The following is a 26,607-nucleotide window of genomic DNA, read 5'->3' on the forward strand; positions in this document are numbered from 1 at the left end:
TACCCTCGACTCACAGCGTCTTCCCTGTCTTTCCTGTCTTCCACCGCGAGCTCCCATGACCCCATCGCCATCCCACTCCCCCGGCAACGCGTTGCGCCGTCTGCGTCAGACCACGCCACTGGTGCACAACATCACCAACCATGTCGCCATGACACCGACCGCCAATACCCTGCTGGCCATTGGGGCCTCGCCGCTGATGGCGCATGCGCAGCAGGAGATCCAGGAGATCTCCGCCATCAGTGCGGCGCTGTCGATCAATATCGGCACCCTATCGCCCAGCTGGATCGAGGCCATGCAGCTGGCGGCGATGTGCGCCCACCGCGATGGCAAACCCTGGGTGCTGGACCCCGTCGGCATCGGCGCCTCCAGCCTGCGCCAGTACGCGTGCCGCGCGCTGCTGGAATATCGCCCCAGCGTGATACGTGCCAATGCCTCGGAGGTGCTGGCGCTGGCCGGCGAGATGAATCAGGGCCGTGGCGTGGACAGCGGCGATGACAGTGAGGATGCGCTGGAGCGCGCCAGCCGCGCCGCCGTCGCCCTGGCGCGCACGCAGAACTGCGTGGTGGCGATGACCGGCCACGTCGATGTCGTCACCGATGGCCAGCGGCAAATCACGATTCAGGGCGGCCATGCGCTGATGGGCCGCGTCACCGCCATGGGCTGCGCACTGAGCAGCGTGGTCGCCGCCTTCCTCGCCGCCTCACTCGACGGACATGACGACACCTTGCAGGCCACCGCCGCCGCGCTGGCCTGTTACGCCGAGGCCGGTGAGACGGCGGGCCAGTCAGTAGAGGGCCCGGGCAGCTTCGTGCCACGCTTCCTGGATGCCCTGTATACTCTCGACGCCGATTCCACTCTGCTTGCCTCTCGCCTGGAGCTGACCGATGTCACTTGATCTATCCCTTTACCTGGTCACCGACCCCGCGCTGTGCGCCGAGCGCGGCCTGGAAGCCACCGTGATGGCCGCCGTGCGCGGTGGCGTCAGTGTCGTGCAGCTGCGCGACAAGCACGCCAGCGACGAGAAGATGATCGCCCAGGCCATCCGCCTCAAGGCGCTGCTGGACGAGTACGAGGTGCCGCTGATCATCAATGACCGCATCGAGGTCGCGCTGGCCAGTGGCGCCGATGGCCTGCACATCGGCCAGAGCGATGGCGACCCGGTCGAGGCGCGTCGCCGCCTGGGTGAAGATGCCTTGATCGGCCTGTCGGTCCAGACGCTTGAGCAGCTCAAGGCCGTCGATGTCGAGCGCATCGACTACCTCGGCCTCGGCCCGGTCTATGCCACCGCGACCAAGCCCGATCACGCCGCACCGCTGGGCATCGAAGGACTCACCCAGCTGGTGCGCTCAAGCCCGCTGCCGACGGTGGCCATCGGCGGCATCTCGCTGACCAATGCGGGAGACGTCATGAGCAGCGGCACTGACGGCCTCGCCGTGGTCTCGGCGCTGTGTTGTGCCGAGGACCCCGCCGCCGCCGCCCAGCAATTTCTGGCGCAGTATCCTTTCTGATCTGATCCTGCCCATCAGATAGAGACGACAACGCCCGCCATGGTCAGCCATGGCGGGCGTTGTCGTCTTTGCTAAAGGGTCTGCCTGAGCGGATCAGCTGGCCGCGAGATCACTCTCGGCATTGGCCACCAGCGCGAACTCTTCCTCGGCGGTCTTCGCCACCAGCTGATGGCGACTGAAGATGGCGTAGTAGGCGATGCCCACCACGAACAGCACCACGGTGTAGTTGAAGGCGCGCGGGTCAAAGGCATAGACCCCGGTCAGCGCGATCAGCGACAGCACCAGCGCGATGGCGGATGTCACGATGCCACCCGGCGTGCGATAGGGGCGCGCCATCTGCGGCTGGCGCAGGCGCAGCAGGATGTGGCTGGCGGCCATCAGTGCGTAGGAGACGGTCGCCCCCACCACCGCCATGCCCAGGATCAGATCGCCTTCACCGGTCAGCGAGACCAGGAAACCGAAGACGCCCGGCACCACCAGCGCCCAGGTCGGCGCCTTGCGCTTGCTGGTCAGCGACAGCGTCTTGGGCAGATAGCCGGCCCGTGACAGCGCGAACACCAGACGGCTGTAGCCGTAGATGATCGAGAAGAACGAGGCCACCAGCCCGGCCAGCGCCAGCACGTTGACCAGCGTCGCCAGCCCTTCGCTGCCGGTCGCGTTCAGCGCATCCACCAGCGGCACGGCACTGCTGCCGATCGCCTCGGCACCGGCGGCACCGGCCAGCAGGAAGACGACGAGCACGGCGGTGAACATCAGAAACAGCATGGCGCCGATGATGCCACGCGGGACATCACGAGCTGGGTTGCGCGATTCCTCTGCCGCCAGCGGCACCCCTTCCACGGCCAGGAACAGCCACATGCCGAAGGGCAGCGCGGCCCAGATGCCATACCAGCCATTGGGCATGAAATCGCTGGCACCCCAGGCATCCGTCGGCGCGATGTCGAACAGGCGACTGCTGTCGAAGTCACCGATCAGCGCGACCGCGGTGGCGATGATCGCGAACACCGCCAGGCCGCTGATCACCATCATCACCTTGAGCGCCTCGCCAACCCCCGCCAGGTGGATGCCGATGAACACCAGGTAGAAGATGGCGTAGATGATCGGACCATTGATGCCCAGCAGCGACTCCACCGCGCTGCCGATGAAGATGACGATGGCTGCGGGGGCCAGCGCATATTCGATCAATATCGCAAGGCCCGTGAGATAGCCGCCAGCCGGGCCCATGGCCTGACGCGCGAAGCTGTAACCGCTGCCGGCGGCCGGTATCGCCGCTGACATTTCCGCCAGCGACAGCACCAGCGCCAGATACATGATGCCCATCAGTAGCGCCGCGATCGCGAAGCCGCCCCAGCCCGCCTCCGCGATACCGAAATTCCAGCCGGCGAAATCGCCGGAGATCACATAGGAGACCCCAAGTCCCGCCAGCAGAATCCAGCCCGCCGTGCCCTTCTTCAACTGGCGTCTGGCCAGATAGTCCTGCTCGTTGGTGTCGTGATTCATGTCGTGATTCGTGTCGCGAGTCATGGTGCCGCCTAGTTTCCGTCAAGCATTGTCATTGTTGGATCGGGAGATTCCCGCTGATGCGCTGCCATACCCTCAGGACAGCAGGAAGTTCTGGATACCGCCCCCGCTCTCCAGCGAGTTGTCACCACTTCTGTCCTTGAGCCCCACCCCGGTGAGGCCGAGCTTGCGTGCCTCGCGCAGCAGGTAATGCAGACGCTGGGCAGCCATGGCGAAGTCAAGCCCTGCCGGGCGCACGTTGGAGATGCAGTTGCGACTGGCATCACTGAGGCCGACGCGCGGCTGCCAGGTGAGATAGAGGCCGAGGCTGTCCGGAGAACTGAGACCGGGGCGCTCGCCGACCATCACCAGCACCGCCCGCGCCTTGAGCAGTTCACCGACTTCATCGCCGATCGCGACCCGTCCCTGCTCCACCACGCTGATGGGTGTCAGCGTCCAGGCATCCGGACCATCCTCGGCAAGCGTTTCCAGCAATGCCGCGATGAAAGGCGCGGCGTTGTTCTGGACCGCCAGAGACGAGAGCCCATCGACGATCACGATGGCCAGATCCGCAGGCTCCGGTGCGAGGCTGGACAATTGCTCACACGAGGCCTCATCAAGACGCCGACCGTAGTCGGGGCGTTGCAGATAGGTGGTGCGATCCACGGCGCGACTGTGCAGTCGCTGGATCTGCGGGGCGTTCTCGAGCGCAGACAGCTGCTGGAGATCTTCGGTCAGCCGGGGAATCTCCAGCGGCAGATGGACGGCGTCCTGCGCGCGGGCATGCGCCAGCTGGAATTCCAGCGAGCGGTTGGTCGGCAGGCTGATGCCGGCGCGGCCCAGGCCGATGCGCGCATCCGTGAACTGCCCCAGCAACTGCCAGGCATTGGGCGTGACGATGGCGGGCGATTCGCTGACAGCCGTTCCCTGCTGGCCCTCGCGAGCCGCGGATGACGCATCACTGGGGGAGGAGTCGTGGCTCATGCCTCACCTCCGGATACCTGACGCAGGGAGTCGGCAAAGCAGGATGGCATGTCAGCGGGCAGCTTCTGCTGGGCGACATCGGTGAAGATCTGCATCTCCTCGAGCCAGGCGGCGAATTCCGGCGCCGGGCCCAGGCCCAGCACCCGTCGTGCATAGAGAGCATCGTGGAAGGAGGTGGTCTGATAGTTGAGCATGATGTCATCGGAGCCGGGGATGCCCATGATGAAGCTGCAGCCGGCCACCCCGAGTAGCGTCAGCAGGGTATCCATGTCGTTCTGGTCGGCATCGGCATGATTGGTGTAGCAGATGTCGCAGCCCATCGGCAGGCCCAGCAGCTTGCCGCAGAAGTGGTCCTCGAGGCCGGCGCGGATGATCTCCTTGCCATTGAACAGATACTCGGGACCGATGAAGCCGACCACGGTGTTCACCAGCAACGGCGAGTACTTGCGGGCCACCGCATAGGCGCGTGCCTCGCAGGTCTGCTGGTCCAGGCCGTGATGGGCATCGGCGGACAGCGCACTGCCCTGGCCGGTCTCGAAATACATCACGTTGTCGCCCACCGTGCCGCGCTTGAGCGACAGCGCGGCCTGCTGGGCCTCCGCCAGCACGGAAAGCTCGACGCCGAAGCTCTCGTTGGTGGCCTGGGTGCCGCCGATGGACTGGAAGACAAGATCCACCGGAGCGCCCTGCTCGATGCATTCAATGGTGTTGGTGACGTGGGTGAGCACGCAGGACTGGGTGGGGATTTCGTATTTCTGGATCACTTCATCCATCAGACGCATCAGCTTGATGCTCTGGGCCACGTTGTCGGTGGCCGGATTGATGCCGATCACGGCGTCGCCGTTGCCGTAGAGCAGGCCATCGAGAATGCTGGCAGCGATGCCGGTGACATCATCGGTGGGATGGTTGGGCTGCAGGCGCGTGGAGAGATGGCCGCTCTTGCCGATGGTATTGCGAAAGGCCGTGACCACCTCGCACTTCTTCGCGACCAGAATCAGGTCCTGATTGCGCATCAGCTTGCTGACCGCCGCGGCCATTTCCGGGGTGATGCCGGCACGCACCTGCGCCAGCACCGCCGGCGTCGCGAGGTCACTCAGCAGCCAGTTGCGGAAGTCACCGACGGTGAGATGGGCGATCGGCAGGAAGGCTACCGGATCATGCTCATCGATGATCAGGCGGGTGATGTCGTCCTGTTCGTAGGGAATCAGCACGTCGTCCAGGAAGGTCTTGAGGGGCAATTCGGCCAGACACAGCTGAGCGATCACTCGCTCTTCGGCGGTTTCCGCGATCACGCCAGCAAGGCGATCTCCGGAGCGGGCGGGGGTCGCCTTGGCCATCAGCTCGGCCAGACTGGCGAAGCGATGGACCTGACTGCCCAGGGTGTAACGGTATTCGCGACTCATGGGTGATTCCTTGCACTGACAGATGTCATTTCATCTCAGTCGTTTTGCAGGAATCACGCCAATTTCTTCAGGTCCCTCTTTGGTCCTGCACATGCCTGCAGATCCCACGATGCAAGGCGTGCCTTCATGACTGACACGCCTGCACGGCGAGAGTGAACATCACCGCGGCGACACCCTCGCACCAGATTGGCGCGCCTTCAGTCATTCGCGAACGGAGGCGAGCAGACAGATGCTGCCAATTGGTGCGCCCGCCCAGCCATGCCGCATGAGATGGGACAAGTGCATCGGCGCCAGATCAGCGACGTGCGCCACCCAGCTCCGTGATGATCGCCTCGCGCTGCTTGAGCGAGGCCACGCCTGCCTCTCCCAGCTTGCTGGCCACCTCGCTGAGCAGGCCTTCGGCGAGAAACATGAAGGCGCTCATGCTGTTGCTGTAGAAGAGGCTGTGATTGGGCACATGGAAACTGTGGCGCGCCAGCGGCGCCAGCGGGGAGCTGGCCAAATCGGTCAACGCGATCACCACGACACCGCGTTTCACCGCGACCTCGGCGCAGGCCACCACGCTTGGGGTATAGGGGAAGCAGCTGGCCACCACCAGCACGTCGCCGGCCGCCAGCTGGGCCAGCGCATCCGCCACGCCCTGACGACTGGCATCCAGCGGCGCCACATCCGAGCGCAGCATGCCAAGTCCATAGGCCATGAACAGTGCCAAGGAATTGAACTGGCGCATGCCATGCAGGCGCACGCGCGGGGCTTCTGCCAGCAAGGTGGTCGCGGCCTCGAAGGCCGCGGCGTCCACCCTCTCCAACATGCCGAGAATATTGGCGCTTTCCTGTCGCCCCAACCGCGCCAGCTGCGCCATGGCGGTGCTATCCGCATCACGTGACGAGAGTTGCGCCGCCTGGGCGCTGTAGAAATGCTGGCCATCCGTCACGGCCTGACGGAAGACAGCCTGAAACCGGCTGAAGCCCTCATAGCCCAGCCGCTGCGCCAGACGCGAGAAGGTCGAGGCATTCACGCCGGTCATCTCCGCCAGCTGGCTGATGGAAGATACCGCCGTGCGCTGCGGCGATTCGATCAGCACGGCCAGCACGCGTCGGGAACTCGCGCCGAGGCGGATCTCCACCTCACGACGATCGATCGCCACCAGCAGCTGCTTCAACCCTTCCAGGGTCTCCGGCGGCGAGTCAGGGGATGCGGGCCCGGGGGCTCGGGAGGATGGGGGCATGGGATGCCTCCTTGGCAAGGGACAGGACAGATGGCGGCAACGGTAGCATCTCTGGCGGGTCGAGTCCGAAGGCACAAGCGACAACATGCAATTATTGATTGCATAAACGACAAATGCACTACATATTTGCATTACACCTTCGCACCCCCGCCCCACGGAGCCCCCATGAGCCACGTCTTCCATCGCAACCTCCATCAGGACTACCCCACCGCCGTGCAAGGCGATGGCCCCTACATCGTCGACCGAGAGGGTCGCCGTTATCTGGATGCCAGCGGTGGCGCTGCCGTGTCATGCCTGGGCCACAGCGATGAAGCGGTAGCTCAGGCCATCAAGGATCAGGTCAGCCGACTGGCCTACGCGCATACCTCGTTCTTCACCAGCGAGCCGATGGAGCAGCTGGCCGACTTCCTCATCGAGCGCGCCCCCGAGGGGCTCGACTCCGTCTACTTCGTCTCCGGTGGCTCGGAAGCGGTCGAGGCAGCGCTCAAGCTGGCCCGTCAGTATTTCGTCGAGATCGGCCAGCCCCAACGCAAGCATCTGATCGCGCGGCGTCAGAGCTATCACGGCAATACGCTGGGCGCGCTGGCCACCGGCGGCAATGCCTGGCGCCGCCAGCAGTTCGAGCCGCTGCTGATCAACGTCAGTCACGTCAGCCCCTGCTACGCCTATCGGGACCAGCAACCCGACGAGACGCCCGAGGCGATGGGCGTGCGTCTCGCCGCCGAGCTTGAGGCGGAAATCCTGCGGCTGGGCGGTGAGAACGTGATGGCCTTCGTGGCCGAGCCGGTGGTCGGTGCCACCCTGGGGGCCGTCACGGCGGTGCCGGGCTACTTCACGCGCATCCGCGAGGTCTGTGACCGCTACGGCGTGCTGCTGATTCTCGACGAGGTGATGTGCGGCATGGGACGCACCGGCAGCCTGTTCGCCGCCGAGCAGGAAGGCATCACGGCGGACCTGATCACCATCGCCAAGGGACTGGGCGCCGGCTATCAACCGATCGGCGCGACCCTAGTCAGCCAGCGCATTCGTGATGCCATCGCCAATGGCTCCGGCTTCTTCCAGCACGGCCATACCTACATCGGCCATGCCACCGCCTGTGCCGCGGCGCTGGCCGTCCAGCAGGCCATCGAGTCCCGCGACCTGCTCACACGTGTCAACGTCCTCGGCGAGGGACTGCAAGCACGCCTGGGCGAGCGCTTCGCGAACCATCCCCACATCGGCGACATCCGTGGTCGCGGTCTCTTCCAGGGCGTGGAGCTGGTGGCCGACCGCGACACCAAGCTGCCCTTCGACCCTGCGCTCAAGCTGCATGCTCGCCTCAAGAAGGCTGCCATGGCCGAAGGCCTGATGTGCTACCCGATGGGCGGCACCCTGGATGGCCGCCAGGGCGATCACATCCTGCTGGCGCCGCCGTTCATGCTGGAAGACTCACATCTGGACGAGATCACCGACAGGCTGGGGCGTGCCATCGACACCACCCTGGCCAGCCTGTGATGTTTCCCCCTCGATCCGTTGCCGTTCCTGTCGCCGGGCCTGCTGGTACCCGTACTGATCGGCGACCTGTCATTCACCCACAGAACGGAGCTTCTGCCATGGCGATCACATCGCGCCTGACCGAACTGGATGAGGCCAGCATGAGCGCAGCCCAACGTGAGGTGATCGCCGAGATTCTCAGCGGCCCGCGCGGCAACCTCGATGGCCCGTTTCTGGCCTGGGTCCACAGTCCGGAGCTTGCCAATCACGCCCAGCGACTCGGCGCCTTCTGCCGCTACGCTACCGGCCTTGAGCTGCGCCTGAGCGAGCTGGCGATTCTCACCACGGCGGTGTGGTGGAAGTCCCAGGCGGAATGGCAGATCCACGCGCCGATCGCCGAGCAGGCCGGTCTCTCGCCGGATGTCATCACGGCACTGCGCGAGGAGCGGGAGCCTGATTTCGACCGCGATGATGAGCGGCTGATCCACCGATTCACCCGCGCGCTCTACGCCGAGCGGCGTATCGATGATGCGCTGTATGCCGAGGCCGTCGCGATGTTCGGCGAGACGGTCGTGGTCGAACTGGTTGGCATACTGGGTTACTACGCTCTGGTGGCGATGACGCTGAACGTGTTCGCCGTGCGGCGTGGCGATGACATCCCGCTGCCCTTCGAGGAGCCGAACGGCTCCTGAACCGCTCGCCGCAAGTCGCTCATCGCCTGGCGCCCATCGCCCTGGCGGACACGCTGCCGAGACGCAGGACGCCCTTGCCGAGATTTCCCCTGCGAGGCATGCTCGGGTTGTCACACTCTGCGCCCCGGCTGACTCCGGGGCACGATGCATTGCGGCGCAAGCACCCCGACAACAACGACAAGACAACATGGTGAGCATTCGATGAGTGATAGCGAACACACGGAAGTGGCCGTGATCGGCGCGGGCGCCGTCGGTGTCGCCTGCGCCCTATGGCTGCGGCGCAGCGGCCACGAGGTGACGATGATCGAGCGCGAGGGCATCGCCAGCGGCACCTCCTTCGGCAATGCCAGTACCCTGGCGGATTATGGCTGCCTGCCCATCGCTCGCCCCGAGATCTGGCGCAGCATGCCCTCGCTGCTGCTGTCACCTGACTCCCCCTTCGTCATCGACTGGAAGTGCCTGCCGAGACTCTCGCCCTGGCTGATGCGCTTCATGGGTCAGTGCAACGCCACGCGCTTTCGAGCCAACAGCGAGATGCTGGCGCGTCTGCTCAGTCACACCTACGAGGACTATCAGCCGCTGCTGGACGCTGCCCCGGCGGCGGCCGGGATGATTCAGCGCAAGGGCTGTCTATATGCCTACGGCAAGGCCGAGAACCTGCAGGCCGCACAGGGCGATATCCGGCTGCGTGACCAGCTCGGCATCCAGCAGCAGGTACTGACAGCGGACGAGCTGATCGCGCTGGAACCCGCCATGGCAGGCCATACCGCCGGCGGCGTGCTGTTCCCCTCTTCCTGTCATCTGGATGACTCGCAGGTGTTCATCGATACCCTGGCCGCTCCGCTGCGTGAGGAGGGCCGACTCGTCACCGCCGAGGTCACCCGCCTGAGCTCTCAGGCCTCCGGCATGCTGCTGGAGTACGCCGACGGCAGACGGCTGATGGCGGACCGCGTGGTACTGGCGGCCGGGGCCTGGTCGGCACATCTCGCCCGCCAGATCGGCGACAGGATTCCGCTGGATACCGAGCGTGGCTACCACATCGAATTCGATCTCGAGCACTCGCCGCTCAACCGCCCGACCTGTCCGGTGGAGAGCGCCTTCTACATGACGCCTCTGCGAGGCGCCGAAGGGCCGCGTCTGCGAGTGGCAGGCACCGTGGAGTTGAGTTCGCTTGCAGGGCCCGCCAACCCGGCCCGCTTCGACTATCTGGAAACCCGAGTGCGCAGGGTGCTGGGACTGGATGCCCCGGTAGCCCGGCGCTGGCTGGGCTTTCGCCCCACCCTGCCGGACTCCGTGCCGGTGATCGGCCCGTCACCCAACGAGCCGCGCGTGATCCATGCCTATGGCCACCAGCATATCGGCGTGACCCTGGCGGGCGTGACCGGGCGACTTGTCAGCGAGTGTTTAGCCGAAGGCTTACCTGACTGGCTGGCACCCTGCTCCCCGGCACGTTTCTGATATTGCGCGAGGCATTCGAGGCCGAGCCTCAGGATGCCTTGTCCAGCATCCGCTGCCCGGGCAGCATGCGCGCCAGCAGCTGCTGCCACTCGTCACACAGGACGTCGGCATCGAAGCGTGCCGCGTTCTCGCGCGCCAGCAGGGACATCTGCTGGCGCCGCGGCGCGTCCTCGATCAGCAGGCAGAGCTCACGCGCCAGTGCCGCAGCATCTTCCACATCCACCAGCACGCCACTGCCGCCCTGAAGGATTTCCGCCGGGCCGGTCTCGCAGTTGGTGGAGACCACGGGAAGACCGAAGGACTGCGCCTCCAGCAACGTCATCGGCAATCCCTCCCAGCGCGAACTCATCGCGAACAGCGCCGCCCGCTGATACTCCTCTTCCACCCGGGAGGTGCGACCGACGAAGACCACGCTCTCGCTCAGCCCCAGCGTCCAGGCCTGGGCCTTGAGGGCGTTCTCATCCTCTCCCCAGCCGACGATGCGCAGTCGCCAGTCCGGATGTTGACGGGCGACCCTGGCCCAGGCCTCCAGCAGGACATCAAATCCCTTCTGCTCGGTGAGGCGGCCGACGGCCAGCACGGTGCGCGATGCCTGAGTCGGCGCATTCTCCTGGGGGATGCGCGGCACCGGATTCCAGATCGCCTGCACCTTGTCGGTGATGCCATAGCGTGCACGCCACGCCGTGGCGTCCCGCTCGGTCAGCACCACGATGGCATCCGCCAGACGCACCGCGGTCGAGCGCCCCACCGTGCGCAGGTGCGAGCCATGATGCGTGCCGAGATTGAAGTGCTCCCAGCACACCAGTCGCGAACGCACGAAAGGTGCCCATGACGCACAGAAGGCGAACAGGATGGAGTCCACCAGAATCACCGCATCCGCCTGATGGCGGCGCACCTTGGCAAGCAGACCCGAGCTGATGCCCATGAAGCGGCGCACGCCACCGCGCGCTTCCTTGAGCTTGAGCTCACTGGTCATGACAGCGTCATCGAGATGAAAGGAGGTGGTCGCGGGACCGAACAGGCTGGCGATGGTGACATCATGTCCCGCGCGTGCCAGTCCACTGGCGATCTCGCAGGTCACGCGTTCCGTACCGCCGTCACTGGAAAGATTGCCGACGATGAACAGGATCTTCATTTCTCATGCGCTCCGTGCAGGGAAATTCACGCAGGAGAGCCGTGTCCGGCAGGCGCAGCCAGGGGCGCGGTGCACCAGACATGACAATCTCCGGCGCAGAAAAAACCCGCCACCGACGAGTGTCGATGGCGGGGTCTATTTTGAAGGGCTATTTCGAGTGGACGATATCGAGTGAGCCATTTCGAAAGGCTAGCTCGTAAGCCAGTTCGAGGGGCTCTGGCGAGAAGCCATGTCCGGAGGCTCTGGCGAGGGTCGATCACGCATGGCCATCGCGCTGTCTCGCCTGACAATCGCGAGCTCGGCCCACGATCACAGTGTCACCAGACATCATGCGTCGCTCAGGAGGAGGCTCTACCGCCCGGCTTCGCCTCATGCAGAGCTGGGTGATGCTCCCTGTCGGAGACCTGGTCAATCACGCCACAGTCCTCGCAATGATAGCGAGGCGGCAGCCCGATCAGCCGCTGCCACCAGTGGCGCTTGATACGGTGCACGCTGGCACCGCCACATTGGGTGCAGAAACGATATCCACGCATGATGACTCTCTACTCCATGTATTCTCAGATATCCCGGGCACGACCCCGAGATGCTTCCATTACGTGCATGGCAACTGGCAGGACAGTCAAATGGCGCAATCGCCATCATGCGCTGCCCTCTACTCGGCAGACTGACACCGCGGGCTCGCGCCGTGTGGGCGTGGTAACGACAAGGCGATGACGACGTGAAGGTAACGGCGGCGCAGGCACCAGAAGGATGACGGCCTGACAGGTAACGTGGTCTGTCCATTATGCGCCTCTCGCGCGCACGCCGTTTCCGATATTCGCCGCACTGCATAGCAGCAAATCCGTCATGCTTTCGCCGCTCAGGCCGGTGACATCGCGCCGCGTCCCCGTCCGATTTCCGGCGCCAGGGTGTGCTGCATGCACCCGAGATAGGCCCGTACCACGATGGCCTGATCGAACTCGCGCTCGATACGCTCCCGTGAGGCCAGCCCCGCCGCCTCCAGGGCCTCGCGGGGCATTTCCAGGCAGGCCTGCATGTGCTGCTCGAGAGAGTCGATGCTGCCGGCCTCGCACAGCCAGCCAGTGGCCCCCGGCAGCACCGAGCTGCGACAGCCGGGCACGTCGCTGACGATGGCGGGACGCCCCATCGAGGCCGCTTCGAGTACCGTTCGCGGCATGCCTTCTCGGTAGGACGGCAGCACCAGGATGTTGGACTCGGCCAGGAACGGCCTGACATCACGCTGTTCCCCCAGATAATGCAGGACGCCCCGCGCACGCCACTGGGCGATTTCCTCGTCACTGATCGCGGTGCGGTTGCTGATGCCCGACGGCCCGATCAGCCAGAAGCGTGCCTGGGGATAGCGCTCATGCAGGCGTTCCGCCGCTGCCACGTATTCCCGCACGCCCTTGTCGGCAATGAGCCGCGCGACCATCACGAAGGTCAGCGGCGGGCTCTGGGGCTGTTCGGTGAAGGCGAAGCGTTCAGGGTCGATCCCCGCTCCGGGCAGCACCACGGAAGGTGTCGACTTCTGCAGCCCCATGCGCAGGAACAGCGCCTGGTCATCCCGGTTCTCGAAGAACACGCAGCGTGCGCCGCGATTGGCGATGCCGTAGAGCGCCCGTACCCGGCGGAACAGCCAGCTGTCGTGGAGGAAGGCGGTGCCCAGTCCCGAGACGTTGTTGGTGTAGGGGATGTTGAGCAGGCGACAGGCAAGCCCCGAGTAGATATTGGCCTTGATGGTGAAGTTGAGGACATAGCGTGGCCTGAGCTTGAGCAGCGTCATCAACAGCGCCATCAGGCTCTTGCCCTCACCCACGAGTGACGTGCCCTTGCCTTCCATCCCCAGCGGCCGATGCTCGACCTTGAGCTCATCGACCAGGCGCGCACTGTGTGCATCGGTGGGAGCGAGACACACCACGCGATAGCCCGTGTCGCGCAGGCCCTCGATGACACCGTGATGGAAGTTGTAGAGGAAGAAGGACGAGTTGGAGACCAGCACCACCGTGGCGGGCCGGGAATCTGATGTCGGCATGTGGCTATCCTTGGCATGTGATGCAGAGGAACAAGCGAGGGGCACGGATCGCCTGCCCGGTGATCTGCCAGCCACATGAGCGGCGGGAAGTGTGCGGGCAGGCGATCAGCGCGAGGCGTCAGTCGAGCAAGGCCGGGCGGCGTTCCTGCTGCCAGCGGCGAATCAGCCCGGTGTCGTAGGCCATGCAGACCACGTAGATGACCAGGAACGGGAAGCGGTAGCGCACTGCCGTCCCGTAGTTGAAGACCACCAGTCCATAGATGGTGAAGGCGCCGATCAGGTACAGCAGCCAGAAGAGCGTCTTCTCGCGCTGGACCTGCCAGCATTGCAGGGTCAGCCAGACGAGGAAGACCACCACCAGCAGATTCTCGCCGGCCTGGATCAGCTGCAGCGGGTTGGCCGCCTCCCAGGGCAGCGGTTTGATCAGGAAGTACAGCGCCCCCTGGATGCCCGTGACCACGAAGTCGCCGAAGCCCTGGATGATCTCGACATCCTCCTTCTTGCCGCCATCCTCGATGTACATGGCCGCACGGAAGAAGTTGATCTGGTCCACCGCCAGCGGATAGATGATCAGTACGCTGGCGACCAGACCGACCAGCAACCAGCAGAAGCGCTTGGTGGAAAGGCCACGACGGCTGACGTCGTAGACCACGTAGACGCCGAGGAACACCAGCATGATCAGCATGTTCTGGAACTTGATCAGCCACAGCGGCATCAGCATCAGCAGTGCCCAGCCCGGTCGCCGTTCGATGGCCAGCAGGAAGCTGGCCAGCATGAAGCCCGTCACCAGGGTGTCGCGCAGACTCAGCGAGCTGTAGAGCACCAGACTCGGGTAGCAGAGCAGGAACAGCAGCACCGCATGCGAGATGATCCCGCGGCGCAGCATGACCATCAGCCCGCCGATGTAGAGAAACTTGTTGAAGAATCCCAGACTGGAAATCGTCTCCACCAGCGGCAATGGCAGCAGGGCCAGCAGGCTCGAGGAGAACGAGACGGTCAGCGAGTGATCCATCGAGTCCCAGTCCATGCTGCGCATGGCCAGTACCTGCTCCCAGTAACGGAACTGGTCCGGCATGTATTCCGGCGAGAACAGCACATTGTTGAGCAGGTAAGGCACCAGGCTGCTCAGACTCAGGATGATCGCGACGTTGCGGGTCACCCACCCGCGCACGAAGCCCACCATCACCAGTACCAGACAGACGAGCAGATTGGGCAGGTCGAGCAGTATGGCTTCCATGAAACGGCTCAGTCCCTGACGTCGGTGTGTGTAGCAGACAGGCCGGCATTGGCCGTGACGCGATACGTCGCCGATGCCCTGTCACCCGCAAACGCGGTGACCGGCACGGTCTGCGTGTCCCGTCCCTGCACGCGTGCGGGAGTCGCGGACGCGACTGACGGGCTGTCTTCCAGCTCTTGCGTGTTCATGCCTGCCGCCTGCATCAAGAGCCACAGACACCGCATCAAGGGCCCTTCTTCCAGCTCCGCAGACGATTCCCCGGCGTGCGCCGCGCCACCGATGCGCTGTGGCGCGAGATCCAGTTGCGCGGTATTCGCCTGCGGGATGCCTGCCTCGCTGGCCAGTGCCTGAGTGATCGCTTCGCTGGCCCCGATCACCAATGCCGCCTGCGGATACTTGAGCGCCATCGCACGTCTTGCCGCGTCGCGACGATTCCCCGCCGCTGCCAGCTCCTGCGCCAGCGCCGCGACGTGGTGGATGACCACCGGCACGCGCCGCCGATTGAGGCGCGCCGCCTTGAGCGCCGTCAGGTTGGCTTCCAGACCGCTGGACATCAGCACACAGGGCTTGTGGCGCGCCAGGTAGCGCGTCAGGGCCAATGACAGGGCCAACGGCCCCTGCCTGCCAAGCTCCACCAGACGCACGCCATGCGCCAGCGACGTGACGACGTCTTCCTCGGCATGCGGCAGTACCACATCCACCTCGTGTCCCAGGCGGGTCAGACCCGCGGCCAGCGCCAGCATCTGACGAGTCTCGCCATGATCGGAGCCGGCCGAGACGAATAGCGCCATCCTGTGCGTTTTCATAACGATTCCTTTGCAGTGGATGGACACCCTCGAGGGGGTGTCCGCGCGAGGTTCATGCCACTCGCTGGAAGACGCCCCGTGCCTGACGCTCCCAGGAAGCCGGCAGCAGCTTCATCACCCGGCGGATGCCACGCTTGCATTGGCGTGTCATCCACTTGCCACGCTGCAACTTCAGCATGGCCAGCCATTCGGGGTTGACCATCTGCTGGGCATCCACGCAGTAGACCGGCTTGCCGGTCATCTGCGCGATGCTGCTGGCCTGCCCCACTTCACTCTCGATGAACAGCCGACAGCCCGACTCGCGGTAATAGCCGGCCTTGTGGCTGGCATGACAGCCCAGTTTCAGTCGCGCTTCCTTGCTCGGCAGATCCAGCATGATCAGTCGCTCATAGGTCACGCCATGGCGCGCAAGCCAGGCCTCCGTCTCGGGGCGGTACTTCTCGAGACGGTTGGTGACCAGCGAGTGCACCCGGTAGGTGGGCAGATGCAGCGGGGTCGCCTCGAGCAGGAATCTGCGATAGCGCGGGCCGTCATCGTTGTCTTCGGGAGAAGGATCGAGACACAGCACGCCATCGATATCCACGCAGGCATCCTCCAGTGCCGGATGGTGGAAGAGGTTCCACTGGAAGGCGCGCGGGTGTTCGAGCTCGACGAGCGCCAGATCCACTTCATTGGTGACCCCGGGGTTGGCGTAGATCACGCAGGTCATGATCTCGCAGGGGCAATCCGCCGGGATGCGCGCCAGGGAGGCCTTGAGCGAGGCACCGCTGTTGAGGCTGTCATCCACCAGCAGCACGCGACGATAGGCCCAGGCGGAACGTGTGCCTTCCTCGGACACCTCGCCGGCGGTGGACTCGCGCAACTTGCGCGTGATGCCCTTGCCGGGCACGCCATCCGCCAGGAAGGTATCGAGATCGGTACAGGCGCGATTGAGCATCGCGCTGATCATGTAGGCCGGCACCATGCCACTGCGCGGAATGCCGACGATCAGGTCGAAGTCCCCTGCCTGCAGGCGTGACATCTGACTGGCGATGTCACGGCCCAGATCGCCGTAGCTGCGATAGTTCATGCCGCTGCCTCCGTGTCCTTCGCCTGCCCGGGCGTGGCAGCCTTGCGACGCGTCAGCTTGGCGAACATGTCGCGGCGGACCAGCGACAGCACCTTGTTGCGCTGCATGTGGTGCAGATAGCCCAGCCCGCGGCGGAAGTTGGCGAGGCGCTGCTGGGTGGTGCCGGGCGCCATCACGTACTGCTTGAAGTAGTGATAGAGCGGGATATACAGGGTGTCGGCTTCCGGCAGCGTGCGCGTGGCGCCATAGAAGGTGTCGATGGCGGCCAGCATGTCGCGCTGGTAGCGCTGCTCGACCTCATGATCCTGCTGCTGGGAGGTCCAGGAGCCCTTGGCGTTGCGACGATAGACGCAGGCGGCATCCTCGTAATAGAGCGTCTCACCCAGCAGCGCCATGTAGGCCTGCAGGAAGAAGTCCATGATCGGCGCACCACGGTAGGATTCCAGCATGGCGTCCACATGCGACTCCACGCGGCGGAAGGTCAGCGCCGGTGACGGAATGGAGCCGCCCCGCAGCCCGATGATGGCCTCGGGGGAGAGACGCGCGACGCTGTCGGCATAGCGGCAGATGATCGAATGCTCATCGCGATGCTCGTCATACTCGATGGCCGGGTGGAAGCACACGGTGGCACGCGGGTTGGCATCGAACAGCGCCACCTGACGCGCCAGCTTGTCGGCCTTGACCCAGTAATCATCCCCTTCGCAGTAAGCGATGATGTCGCCGCGCATCACCGGCATGCAGAAGGTGATGGGCCACACGTGCTGCGAGTACTGGTTCACGTCCTGCAGGATCGGCCGGATGATGGAGGGGTAACGCGCGGCATACTCCTCGATGATCTCGCGCGTGCCGTCGGTGGAGGCATCATCATGCACCACGATTTCGAAGGGAAACCGCGTGCGCTGCATCAGAAAACCATCCAGCGCCATCGCGATGTAGTCGCCGTGATTGAAGGCGAAGCACATCACCGAGACACGCGGCGTGGAGAGATTCCCCTCCCAGTCCGCCATGATGGTGGCTTCATCCGCCGGCGCCGGGGGAACCGGAATCGGCCCTTCCTCGAGGGCGCCCCCCGTGACCGGGGTACCCTGCGCCTGGGAATAGCTCAATTCAGCTAGCATGAAGATTCTCCACTTTCCGTTGTGAAAGACGATCTCGTATCAGACCAACACCCGACTGCCAGGCCGGAAAGCGCAGCAGGCAAGAGAGCAACAGGTAACTTGCGCCGGAGAGACATCCCAGTCCCAGCAGCGCCGCCCACGGAGACCACTCTGGCGATGCCGCCAGATGCTCCACCGCCAGCCAGCAGCAAAGCGCGATGATCGATGACAGCATCAGGCTCGGCAGGAAGTCGACGCACTGCTCGCGGATGCTGTAATCGATCAGCGTTCGCGAGAACCACGCATTGGGGATGTAGGACAGCACTGCCACCACGATCTGACCGATCAGGATCGCGATCACGCCGTGTTGCCAGGTGAGCGCCAGCACCACACAGATCAGCAGCTTCTTGATCACCTCAAGCCCCAGGAACAGGTCCGAGCGCCCCTTGACCTTGAGCACATTGAGGTTGAGCGAACTGAGCGGATACATGACGGCGGCAATGCACATCAACTGCAGATAGGGCACGGCGTCCAGCCAGCGGTCGGGGAACAGTGCCTCGAACAGCGGACGGGCCAGCGCCGCCATCAGCAGCACCCCGGGGAACAGCAGATAGACCATCAGCTGCAGAATGCGTCGATAGGCATCCTTCAGCCGCACCGGGTCATGCTGGATGCTGGCCAGGGCCGGGAAGGTCACGTTCTGGATCGCGGCGACCAGTTGATTGAGCACCAGCTCCTTGAGGCGATCGGCAAAGAAGAACAGCCCCGCCACCGAGGCCGCGAACAGCTTGGCGATCACCAGCACGTAGAGATTGACGAACACCACGTCCAGCATGCGCGACAGAAACATCTTGTAGCCGAAGCTGAACATGGCCTTGAAGGCGTCCATGTCGAAGGTCAGGTGCGGACGCCAGCTGCCCCACCACCACATCAGTGCCGTGGTCACGAAGGCCGCCGTCAGCATCTGGCCCACCAGCGCCCAGACCCCGAAGCCCAGCCAGCCCAGCAACACCGCGACGCTGCCCGAGATCACGCTGCCGGGGATGCCGGCCTTCATGCGGGTGCGAAAATCCAGCGCCCGGTTGAGCATCGCGCCCTGGATCACCTCGAAGGCGTTGATCAGCACCACCAGCCCGCCGATACGCACCAGCACGACAAGTCGTGGTTCAGCGTAGAAATCGGCAATCAACGGGGCGCTGAAGTACAGCAGCGCATAGGCCACCACCCCGAAGCCGATGTTGCTGAAGAAGGCGGTGCTGGCATCACGCGGGCCGAGAGTCGGCAGACGCAGGATGGCCTGCTGCAGGCCCGAATCCATCATGGCCGAGGCGATGGTCAGAAAGACCAGCACCATGGCCAGCAGCCCGAAGTCTTCCGGCAGCAGCAGACGGGCCAGCAGCAAGGTGACGATGCTGGCCATGCCACGGCGCAACAGCTGATCCATGAAATTCCACAGGATGCCGATGGTCGTCTTGTGGGTCAGTGACACGCGGCGACGCCTCCGGCTGCTTCTCGTGAAGAGGCGCGCGGGCGCGAAGCAGGCTCTGCAAGCGACGGCTGCCAGAGCTGATCCATGCCCTCAGCGGCGGGCCCCCAGGGTGCATCTCCCGACAGCAGGGTGTACTCCGCCAGCCGCGAGACGACGTCAGCGGGTGAGCACCACATCAGCACATCAATGATCGAGAGACTGCCGACGAACTCGCCCTCACGTGCGCCGGACGCTGCCTGGCGGTAATCACGCGGATGGCTGGAGAGAAAGGACAGACGCAGCCCTGCCTGCTCGAAGGCCTCCCCCCGGTAGAGCTTGCGCCCGCCGATACTGTTGACGTAGCCGCGCCCGCCGCGCTGGCGGGAAAGTTCGATGAGACGGTCCTGCGCCGACTGGCTACGCTCGTAATCCATCTCGCTGGTCAGCGCGAAGCGACACTCGAGCCCCAGATAGCGGCAGATCGTCTCGAAGCTGAACTGGCACAGTGCCCCGATGCGGCGATCCTCATGCATGAGAATCGTCTGCAGCAGCGGCATGACCTCTGCGTAATGCGGCGCCTTGGCATAGGCATGGTGCAGAGTGGTCAACAGTGACTGGGGGGTCGGCGCGAACGACAGCTCGCTGATGCGCCGATTGGGTGAGGCATCCGGCACCGACAGCGTGAAGCGATGGGCCTTGCCGCCCAGCAGCACGCTGTTGCGGTTGATGTAGCCACGCGGAATGTAGGCGACGTCGTCATAGATGAGGAATTCGTCACAGGCGTGCATCAGCTGGAAGTAGCCCAGATGCGGCAACAGATAGGGTTGCATGATCGCGATGTTCATCGTTCAGGCTGCCTTCTGATGCCGATCGACGATGACGCGCACCGCGGCGAGAATCTCGCTGACCTGAAGTCCCGAGAACAACGGCAGACACAGGATACGGCTGGCGATGTCTCTGGAATGCACGATCTCGGGCTGCTGGAAGTCCGCGTCCTGCAGGTCTGCCGCCGGTCGCCCCAGAAATGCCAGTGACTCCAGCGACGGGCAGAAATAGCGCCGCGGCTGGTAGCCTTCCCGCTCCAGACGCTGCATCACCTCCAGCAGGACACTCTCGCTTTCCAGAATGATCGGGAAATAGGCGTAGTTGAGGCTGACGCCCGGCTGACGTGCCTGAAGTTGCACGTTGCCCTGAAACGCCTGGGCATAGGCATGCCAGACCAGCGCGCGGCTCTCGAGGTTGCCCTCGATCTCGTCGAGCACGCACAGCCCCATGGCGGCCTGGAACTCGTTCATCTTGGCATTGATGCCCAGCTCCTCGATGCACTCGGGGCCGGTGATGCCGAAGTTGATCATCTTGCGGGCACGCTCCAGGTCTTCCTTGCGCTTGAAGATGATCGCGCCGCCCTCGATGCTGTGGAACAGCTTGGTGGCATGGAAGCTCAGGGTGCTGGCATCCCCGTACGACAGCAGGCTGTTGCCACGGTAGGTCGCGCCGAAGGCATGGGCGCCGTCATAGATGACCTTGAGGTCGTGCTCTTCCCCCAGCGCATCGATGGCTTCCACGTCACAGGCGTTGCCGAACACGTGCACCGGCACGATGGCGCGGGTACGCGGCGTGATGGCTGCCTCGACCTGTGCGGGGTCCAGGCACAGGGTGGCAGGATCGATGTCCGCGAAGACCGGCTGCATCCCTTCCCACTTCAGGCTGCTGGCCGTGGCGATGAAGGTGAAGGGAGTCGTGATGACCTCGGCGGGTTCGCGCTGCCCGACCACGTTGTTGATCCCCAGCGCGCGATAGGCCACCTGCAGTGCCAGGGTGCCATTGCTGACCAGCAGCAGATGCTTGACGCCCAGATAGGTCTCCAGGCGCCGGGTCAGCTCCTGCTCCAGCGGGCCATGATTGGTCAACCAGCGGCTCTGGAAGATGGCATCCACATAACGATCGAAATTCTTCCGCTCGGGAAAATAGGGGCGCGTCACCGTGATCATGATCTCGACTCCTTTCGTGCATCAGACAATGGGTGGTAGCTCATGGGCCCCTGTCAGGTCGCGAGTGCCAGGGGTAACCGGAGGAAGGAGGGTCGGCTAGCGCGACCCGTTCCCGCTGATCACGATCCGGATGGTGCGAATCACCACCAGCAGATCCAGCCAGAAGGAAAAGTGCTTGATGTAGAAGAAGTCGTATTCAAGCTTGCGGATCATGCCCTCGACTTCCGCGGCATAGCCCTGCTCGACCTGCGCCCAGCCGGTGATGCCCGGGCGTACCACATGGCGGTAATGGAAGAACGGCACATCCTTGCGATACCAGTCCGCCAGATTCATCGATTCCGGACGCGGCCCGATCAGGCTCATGTCACCCTTGAGCACGTTGAACAGCTGCGGGAGTTCATCGAGACGGCACTTGCGGATGAAGCGCCCGACCCGGGTGATGCGCGGGTCACTGCCTTCCTGGGTGAAGCCGGCCCCCTTCATGCCGTCATACATGCTGCGAAACTTGTAGACGGTGAAGGGACGGCAATGAAAGCCCATGCGTGGCTGACGGAAGACCACGGGGCCCGGGCTGTCCAGTCGGATGGCCAGCGCGGTCAGCAGCATCACCGGTGCCAGCAGCGGCAGCAGCACCAGCGCCACGCTGAAGTCCATCCAGCGCTTGATGACCTCGTAATCCTCACGCGGCATCAGCGAGCCGAATTCATTGGCATAGAGGTGATCGAGCAGCACGCGGCCGGTGATCATCTCGTGGGCCTGGGTGGCGTGATAGACGGGAATGCGGTGGATGGTGCAGTCAGCGAGGAAGCTCTCCCACTCACGGGGCATCTCGGCACGCAGGTCTGCCACCACGCCATCGATGCGCCGCATGCCCACGAGGTCCGGCCCCTTGAGCGTCAGCCACTCGACCTCGCGACGCTGACACAGCGCCGGCGCCTTGCCGAACGGCACCACGGCAAAGCGCATGCGCCGGACATGGGTGTCGATGTAGTAGTAGGCCGTGCACAGGCTCACGGCGAGCAGGAAGGACAGGCCGACCTGATGGCGCGAGTAGTCGAGATCGAAGACCCCCAGCGCCAGCATCAGCATCAGGTAGCAGATGACGATGGTGGGTACCACGTAGAGGTAGGAGCGGGTCCCCGGCAGGCGCGACAGGCGATTGACGGCGGTGATGGACAGCGTATAGGCCACCCCCGTGCCGATCATGGCGTGCCATTGGGCATCGCTGGTCAGCCACCAGCCGTGGTCACCGGGTACCAGCTCGTTGAGCCCCGCCTGGTAGAGTGCCGGCGCGATCACCACCACCAGCATGCCGAAGACCAGCTGCAGGCGTTTGCTGGCGATCAAGCGCTCGTAATGATGCGAGTAACGACGCTGGTGCTCCATCGATAAGGGTAAACCGCTCATCGTGCCATCTCCTCCGTGATTCAAGCGTCATGAGAGCCGTGCCGCGACACGGCATCAGGTATAGCTGTAGTTGTAATACCCGTAGTGCTGCTTATCCCCGGCCTGCTGCTCGATGGCATTCAAGATCGCGCCCTTGACGTGGATGCCGTTGTTCTCGAGCTTCTTGCGAGCATGTTCCAGCTCACGCACCTGGTTCATGCCGAAGCGCGCCACCATCAGGCTCGCGCCGACATGGCGCCCGATGATCAGCGCCTCGGTGACGGCGAGTACCGGCGGGGTATCGATGATGATCAGGTCATAGCGCTCTCCCAGCTGCTCCAGCAACTGGGCAAAGTTTTCCTGCATCAGGAGCTCGGACGGATTCGGTGGTGCCACCCCACGGCCCAGGAAGTCCAGGTTGTCGATGCGCGTGTGATAGATGACCTCTTCCAGAGGACTTGCGCCGCTGAGGACATCCGAGAGGCCGCCCTGCTCGGAGGTGCGCTGGAAGGCGTGGTGAAGATGTCCGCGTCGCATGTCGGCATCGATCAGCAGCACGCGCTGGCCGGCCTCGGCGCTCACCGCGGCCAGGTTGAGGCTCACGAAGCTCTTGCCGATGCCCGGACTCGGGCCGGTGAACATCACCGACTTGCGCTGATTGTCCAGCAGCGCGAAGTGCAGGCTGGTGCGCAGGCTGCGCAGCGCCTCGATGCTGATGTCGGAAGGCTGCGAGGTCGCCAGCACGCCCTGATAGATCTCGCGCCCGGACTTCTCGCCCTTGAGGCGCACGCGACGCATCATGCCCTGCTGCAGCGGCGAGAGCGGGATGGTGGCGTAGACCGGCAGGTCCAGGGACTCGATCTGTTCGGCGCTGTCGATGCCCTTGCGCATGGAATGCCGCAGCAGGATGCCCAGCACGCCCAGCAGGAAACCGGCCATCGCGAAGACCACCATCATCAGCGAGGTTCTCGGCGAGATGGGGCCAGGCTGCAGGACGGCGGGATCCAGAATCCGCACGTTGCCGACCGTACCGGCCTTCTTGAGGCGCACCTCTTCGCGCTTGTTGAGCAGCGCGACGTAGATTTCCTGGCTGACATTGACGTTGCGGTTCAGATTGAGCGCTTCGCGCTGCGCCGCCGGCAGCTGTTCCGCCTGCTTCTGGACCCGCGCCTTTTCCTGATTGAGGGAATCACGACGCGCCACCAGTGCCCGATAGGCCGGGTGCTCATGGGTGTAGGCACGCGACAGCTCCGCCAGTCGCAGCTTGATCTCGGTCAGCTGGTTGTCCAGCCCCACCAGATTCTCCATCACCTGCTGGCTCTCGGCGGTCAGGTCCACGGAATCGCGGCGGCGGCGATAGTCGTTGAGGGCGGATTCCGCCTCATCGAGCTGGCCGCGCAGCGTCGGGATCTGGTCACCCAAAAAGCCCAGCTGGTTGTCGGCCTCGGCGGATTCGCGCTCGATGTTCTGCTGCAGGAAGACGTCGGTGATGGTGTCCAGGGTGCTGACGATGGCCTGCTGGTCGCTGCCGGACAGACTCAGAGTCACCACGCCGGTATCGCTGCCGTTGCGCTCGGCGGTGAAACGCGACTTGATGGAGTTGATGGCACTGAGGTCCGAGATGCTGGTCAGCGCGAAGCGCGCCCCGGGGCTGGCCTCCATGCGCTGGACGAAGACCTTGATGTCACCGGACAGTGCATTCTCGCCCACCGTGCCATGCATCAGCAGGTTGCCCTCGGCGTCCAGCAGGCGATAGTGCTGCTCATCGACCACTTCCAGGGTCAGCGTCTGTCCCTGCCACTGGCCGCCAAGCTCCAGCGTGGTGACCTTCAGGACGTCATCCCCCCAGGCATATTCATTGCCGCCGAGACTCTCCGGCAGACGCATTCCGCGATGGGACAGCCAGTCGCCGATGACGGGGTAGCGCACCGGTGTGACGACGATGTTGAGACGCTCACGCGCCACGGCCTGCCCGAGCACCAGCCGCGAGGCCAGGATCTCCAGCTCGTCACTGGTACTGCCCTCCTCGGGGCCTCCGGACTGACCCGTCAGCGTGCCCAGCAGGCTGGCGCTGCCGCCCTTGTCCTCGATCTGGATCAGCGAGTCAGCCAGATAGATGCGCTGCTGGCTGCCGACCACATAGATGCCGATCAGCGTCAGCAGCACGGTGCTGGCGATCAACCACCAGCGACGATGCCAGAGCAGTGCCAGCAGGGTGCTGAAGTCCAGGCGACGCGACGCGTCCCGGCCAGCGTCACCGGAAGATGGCGGCATGGGAGAAGTGAACTGATTCATGGACCTCAATCTCCCTCGATGTCGTCGATGACCGAGACGAAGGCCCCGGTACTGGTGACCGACGGCAGCAACTGACTCAGCACGCGGTTCCAACGGCTGACCGGCGCCGCGGTGACATAGACCACATCCCTGGGCTGCAGCGGGAAGCGTGCCCCCAGCATCAGCGAGGTGGCATCGGAGATATCGAGCACATAGACGGTGGCGAGCTTGTCAGCGTCCGGGCCGTTCTCACGGACCACGAAGACACCGGAGGGGTCGGCACGGTCCTCATCCACGCCACCGGCGCGTGACAGGGCATCGGTCAGACTCAGACGCTCGTTGCCCACCGGCATGTTGCCGGGCTTGAGGACCTGCCCCAGCACGAAGACGTTCTGGTCGGTCGCCACCGGGATATTGATGACGTCGCCATCGTGCAGCAGGCGGTTCTCACGCATGTTGCCCTGCTGCAGCAGCTGATAGAGGCTCAGGTGCTCCTGGTGGCCGTCGCGGGTCAGGGTGATGTCGTGGGTATTGGCGAGTTCGGTGACGCCACCACTGGCACTGATGGCATCGATCAGGGTCAGGGGCACATCGGTGACCGGCACGAAGCCCGGCTCACGGACCGCGCCGCTCAGATAGACGCGCTGCGAGCGGAACTGGGCGACGGAGACGTTGACCTGCGGGTCGGTGATGAAGCGTGACAGGCCACGCACCAGCGAGGCGCGCACCTCATCCACGGTCATGTCCTTGACGTTGATGCGCCCGACGTAGGGGTAATACAGCGTGCCATCCGGCTGCACGATGTAGGTCAGCGCTTCCACCGTCTGGCGCTGAACGCCCGTCTCCTGGGCCAGATCCAGCGGCGTGCTCAGATTGATGGCCAGGATGTCACCGCCACCCACGCGGTAGACGTAGCGCTTGATGTCATCCACCAGAGCGTCATCGGCCGGGGCTGTCTGAGCCGGGAGTGCGCGATAACTGCTGATCAAGGCCGGCGTGATCGGGCTGACCGTGACATGGTCCGACAGCGGCGCCGTCTCGACCTCATAGTCCATATGGCCGCCAGGGGCGAAGGCACAGCCTCCCAAGGCGGCCAGCATTATCGCCAGGGAAACTCCCCGCAGCGTCGATCTGGTCGATCTCTTCATAACCTCTGTCATCCCCTGTAAGCCCTGCGCTCTGCTCGATCACATCCTGATCGGCGCATTCATCGTGTATCCGGACACGCTACCGCCCCGAGGAATCGGCTTTCTCCCCTGCAGCACGTGGAAATTCTGTGACGTTCCCTTGCGAGATAGGCGCGAATCATTCCCTGCCTCCGCCAGCGCGCCGTTGAACGAACGGTGACCTGTCAGGATCGACCCAATCCCGACATGTACCGGATCATGAAAATCATCCAACGGCATCAGACCATCCTGATCCATGACACGGCCTGAAGAATCAGCACAACTCATCATGACGACATGAAAGATAATCACGGCATCTTCATCGATGACTTATGACTCTCATACTCGGCATCATCAGTATCGTCATTGAAGGATGACTGATAGCGTGATCAGCCATTACAGGAGGGCATCAGAACGAAAATGAGGACTCATTTTCGCCGGTATTTCAGAGATCTCTCGACACTTTCCCGAGTATCAACAACGCATCACGAGAAGGCCTGGGTGAATCGTGAAACGTCAATCTCCGCATTGCATCACCGGATGAGCAAGGGCGAACCCTCTGCATCCTGCATCAGGAGAAGATGACATTCACGTATTCTGGAGTAGTGAGACACAATGAAATACAGCAACTTGCGACCAGTTCGTACCTGCCTGACTTCCTGTCGGCCTTTCCATTCTCTTCTCCCATGCCACGAACTGG

The 26,607-nt window shown here is 64.0% G+C and carries 22 protein-coding genes; 5 read left to right on the forward strand and 17 right to left on the reverse strand.

From position 1 onward, the window contains the following. Positions 1-55 precede the first annotated feature (55 nt). Together thiM and thiE are read left to right on the forward strand one after the other, a co-directional pair. A complete protein-coding gene (gene thiM, locus BOH68_RS11245) occupies positions 56-895 on the forward strand; it encodes a hydroxyethylthiazole kinase (RefSeq protein WP_077374013.1) in 840 nt (279 codons plus the stop codon). Further along, positions 885-1,508, forward strand: coding sequence for a thiamine phosphate synthase (gene thiE, locus BOH68_RS11250; RefSeq protein WP_077374016.1), 624 nt, complete (start codon positions 885-887; stop codon positions 1,506-1,508). The genes thiM and thiE overlap by 11 nt, the downstream gene beginning before the upstream one ends. Positions 1,509-1,601: 93 nt before the next feature. On the opposite strand, the gene eat is transcribed toward thiE, so the two are convergent. From eat to BOH68_RS11270, 4 genes are all read right to left on the reverse strand, one after another. Further along, entirely contained in the window at positions 1,602-3,008 is a 1,407-nt protein-coding gene (eat, locus tag BOH68_RS11255) for an ethanolamine permease (protein ID WP_077374019.1), read from the reverse strand. 96 nt (positions 3,009-3,104) lie between these two features. Beyond that, positions 3,105-3,992, reverse strand: coding sequence for an ethanolamine ammonia-lyase subunit EutC (gene eutC / locus BOH68_RS11260; RefSeq protein WP_077374021.1), 888 nt, complete (start codon positions 3,990-3,992; stop codon positions 3,105-3,107). Next, the gene (locus tag BOH68_RS11265) at positions 3,989-5,395 is read right to left on the reverse strand and encodes an ethanolamine ammonia-lyase subunit EutB (protein WP_077374024.1); all 1,407 of its coding nucleotides are present in this window, start codon (positions 5,393-5,395) and stop codon (positions 3,989-3,991) included. The genes eutC and BOH68_RS11265 overlap by 4 nt, the downstream gene beginning before the upstream one ends. A 295-nt stretch (positions 5,396-5,690) precedes the next feature. Next, complete coding sequence (locus BOH68_RS11270) at positions 5,691-6,623, reverse strand: MurR/RpiR family transcriptional regulator (RefSeq protein WP_077374027.1); 933 nt, start codon at positions 6,621-6,623, stop codon at positions 5,691-5,693. Between the two features lie 165 nt (positions 6,624-6,788). On the opposite strand from BOH68_RS11270, the gene BOH68_RS11275 reads away from it, so the two are divergent. From BOH68_RS11275 to BOH68_RS11285, 3 genes are all read left to right on the forward strand, one after another. Next, a complete protein-coding gene (locus BOH68_RS11275; RefSeq protein WP_077374031.1) occupies positions 6,789-8,117 on the forward strand; it encodes an aspartate aminotransferase family protein in 1,329 nt (442 codons plus the stop codon). Positions 8,118-8,215: 98 nt separating this feature from the next. Further along, complete coding sequence (locus tag BOH68_RS11280; RefSeq protein WP_077374034.1) at positions 8,216-8,788, forward strand: carboxymuconolactone decarboxylase family protein; 573 nt, start codon at positions 8,216-8,218, stop codon at positions 8,786-8,788. Positions 8,789-8,989: 201 nt separating this feature from the next. Next, complete coding sequence (locus BOH68_RS11285) at positions 8,990-10,246, forward strand: NAD(P)/FAD-dependent oxidoreductase (RefSeq protein ID WP_170877381.1); 1,257 nt, start codon at positions 8,990-8,992, stop codon at positions 10,244-10,246. 28 nt (positions 10,247-10,274) lie between these two features. Here BOH68_RS11285 and BOH68_RS11290 read toward each other — a convergent pair whose 3' ends face one another. From BOH68_RS11290 to BOH68_RS11350, 13 genes are all read right to left on the reverse strand, one after another. Further along, positions 10,275-11,381: a glycosyltransferase family 4 protein gene (locus BOH68_RS11290; protein ID WP_077374040.1), complete on the reverse strand. Its 1,107-nt coding sequence runs from the start codon at positions 11,379-11,381 to the stop codon at positions 10,275-10,277. An 859-nt stretch (positions 11,382-12,240) separates the two neighbouring features. Continuing rightward, a complete protein-coding gene (locus BOH68_RS11295) occupies positions 12,241-13,413 on the reverse strand; it encodes a glycosyltransferase family 4 protein (RefSeq protein ID WP_077374046.1) in 1,173 nt (390 codons plus the stop codon). A gap of 118 nt (positions 13,414-13,531) precedes the next feature. Beyond that, the gene (locus tag BOH68_RS11300) at positions 13,532-14,650 is read right to left on the reverse strand and encodes a hypothetical protein (RefSeq protein ID WP_077374048.1); all 1,119 of its coding nucleotides are present in this window, start codon (positions 14,648-14,650) and stop codon (positions 13,532-13,534) included. A gap of 8 nt (positions 14,651-14,658) precedes the next feature. Further along, positions 14,659-15,456, reverse strand: coding sequence for a glycosyltransferase family 4 protein (locus tag BOH68_RS11305; RefSeq protein ID WP_077374051.1), 798 nt, complete (start codon positions 15,454-15,456; stop codon positions 14,659-14,661). Between the two features lie 52 nt (positions 15,457-15,508). Then, positions 15,509-16,525 (reverse strand): phosphoribosyltransferase family protein, encoded by a 1,017-nt coding sequence (locus tag BOH68_RS11310; RefSeq protein WP_077374054.1) that lies wholly within the window; start codon positions 16,523-16,525, stop codon positions 15,509-15,511. After that, a complete protein-coding gene (locus BOH68_RS11315) occupies positions 16,522-17,643 on the reverse strand; it encodes a glycosyltransferase family 2 protein (RefSeq protein ID WP_077374058.1) in 1,122 nt (373 codons plus the stop codon). Before BOH68_RS11315 ends, BOH68_RS11310 begins: the two co-directional genes overlap by 4 nt. After that, on the reverse strand, positions 17,633-19,111 hold the full coding sequence (locus BOH68_RS11320) for a lipopolysaccharide biosynthesis protein (RefSeq protein WP_077374062.1): 1,479 nt from the start codon (positions 19,109-19,111) through the stop codon (positions 17,633-17,635). Before BOH68_RS11320 ends, BOH68_RS11315 begins: the two co-directional genes overlap by 11 nt. Continuing rightward, complete coding sequence (locus BOH68_RS11325; RefSeq protein WP_077374065.1) at positions 19,102-19,935, reverse strand: WbqC family protein; 834 nt, start codon at positions 19,933-19,935, stop codon at positions 19,102-19,104. The genes BOH68_RS11320 and BOH68_RS11325 overlap by 10 nt, the downstream gene beginning before the upstream one ends. Before the next feature lie 3 nt (positions 19,936-19,938). After that, complete coding sequence (locus tag BOH68_RS11330; RefSeq protein ID WP_077374068.1) at positions 19,939-21,081, reverse strand: DegT/DnrJ/EryC1/StrS family aminotransferase; 1,143 nt, start codon at positions 21,079-21,081, stop codon at positions 19,939-19,941. Positions 21,082-21,177: 96 nt separating this feature from the next. Beyond that, positions 21,178-22,488 carry an exopolysaccharide biosynthesis polyprenyl glycosylphosphotransferase gene (locus tag BOH68_RS11335; RefSeq protein ID WP_240499685.1) on the reverse strand — a complete coding sequence of 437 codons (1,311 nt, stop codon included), beginning with the start codon at positions 22,486-22,488 and terminating at the stop codon, positions 21,178-21,180. Between the two features lie 54 nt (positions 22,489-22,542). Then, positions 22,543-24,762, reverse strand: coding sequence for a polysaccharide biosynthesis tyrosine autokinase (locus tag BOH68_RS11340; RefSeq protein WP_077374071.1), 2,220 nt, complete (start codon positions 24,760-24,762; stop codon positions 22,543-22,545). A gap of 5 nt (positions 24,763-24,767) precedes the next feature. Next, positions 24,768-25,901 (reverse strand): polysaccharide export protein, encoded by a 1,134-nt coding sequence (locus tag BOH68_RS11345; protein WP_077374075.1) that lies wholly within the window; start codon positions 25,899-25,901, stop codon positions 24,768-24,770. Between the two features lie 27 nt (positions 25,902-25,928). Then, on the reverse strand, positions 25,929-26,219 hold the full coding sequence (locus BOH68_RS11350) for a hypothetical protein (protein ID WP_139345440.1): 291 nt from the start codon (positions 26,217-26,219) through the stop codon (positions 25,929-25,931). Between the last annotated feature and the right edge of the window lie 388 nt (positions 26,220-26,607).

This window comes from Cobetia sp. MM1IDA2H-1 (genome assembly GCF_002916775.2).
Taxonomy (GTDB): Bacteria; Pseudomonadota; Gammaproteobacteria; order Pseudomonadales; family Halomonadaceae; genus Cobetia; species Cobetia marina.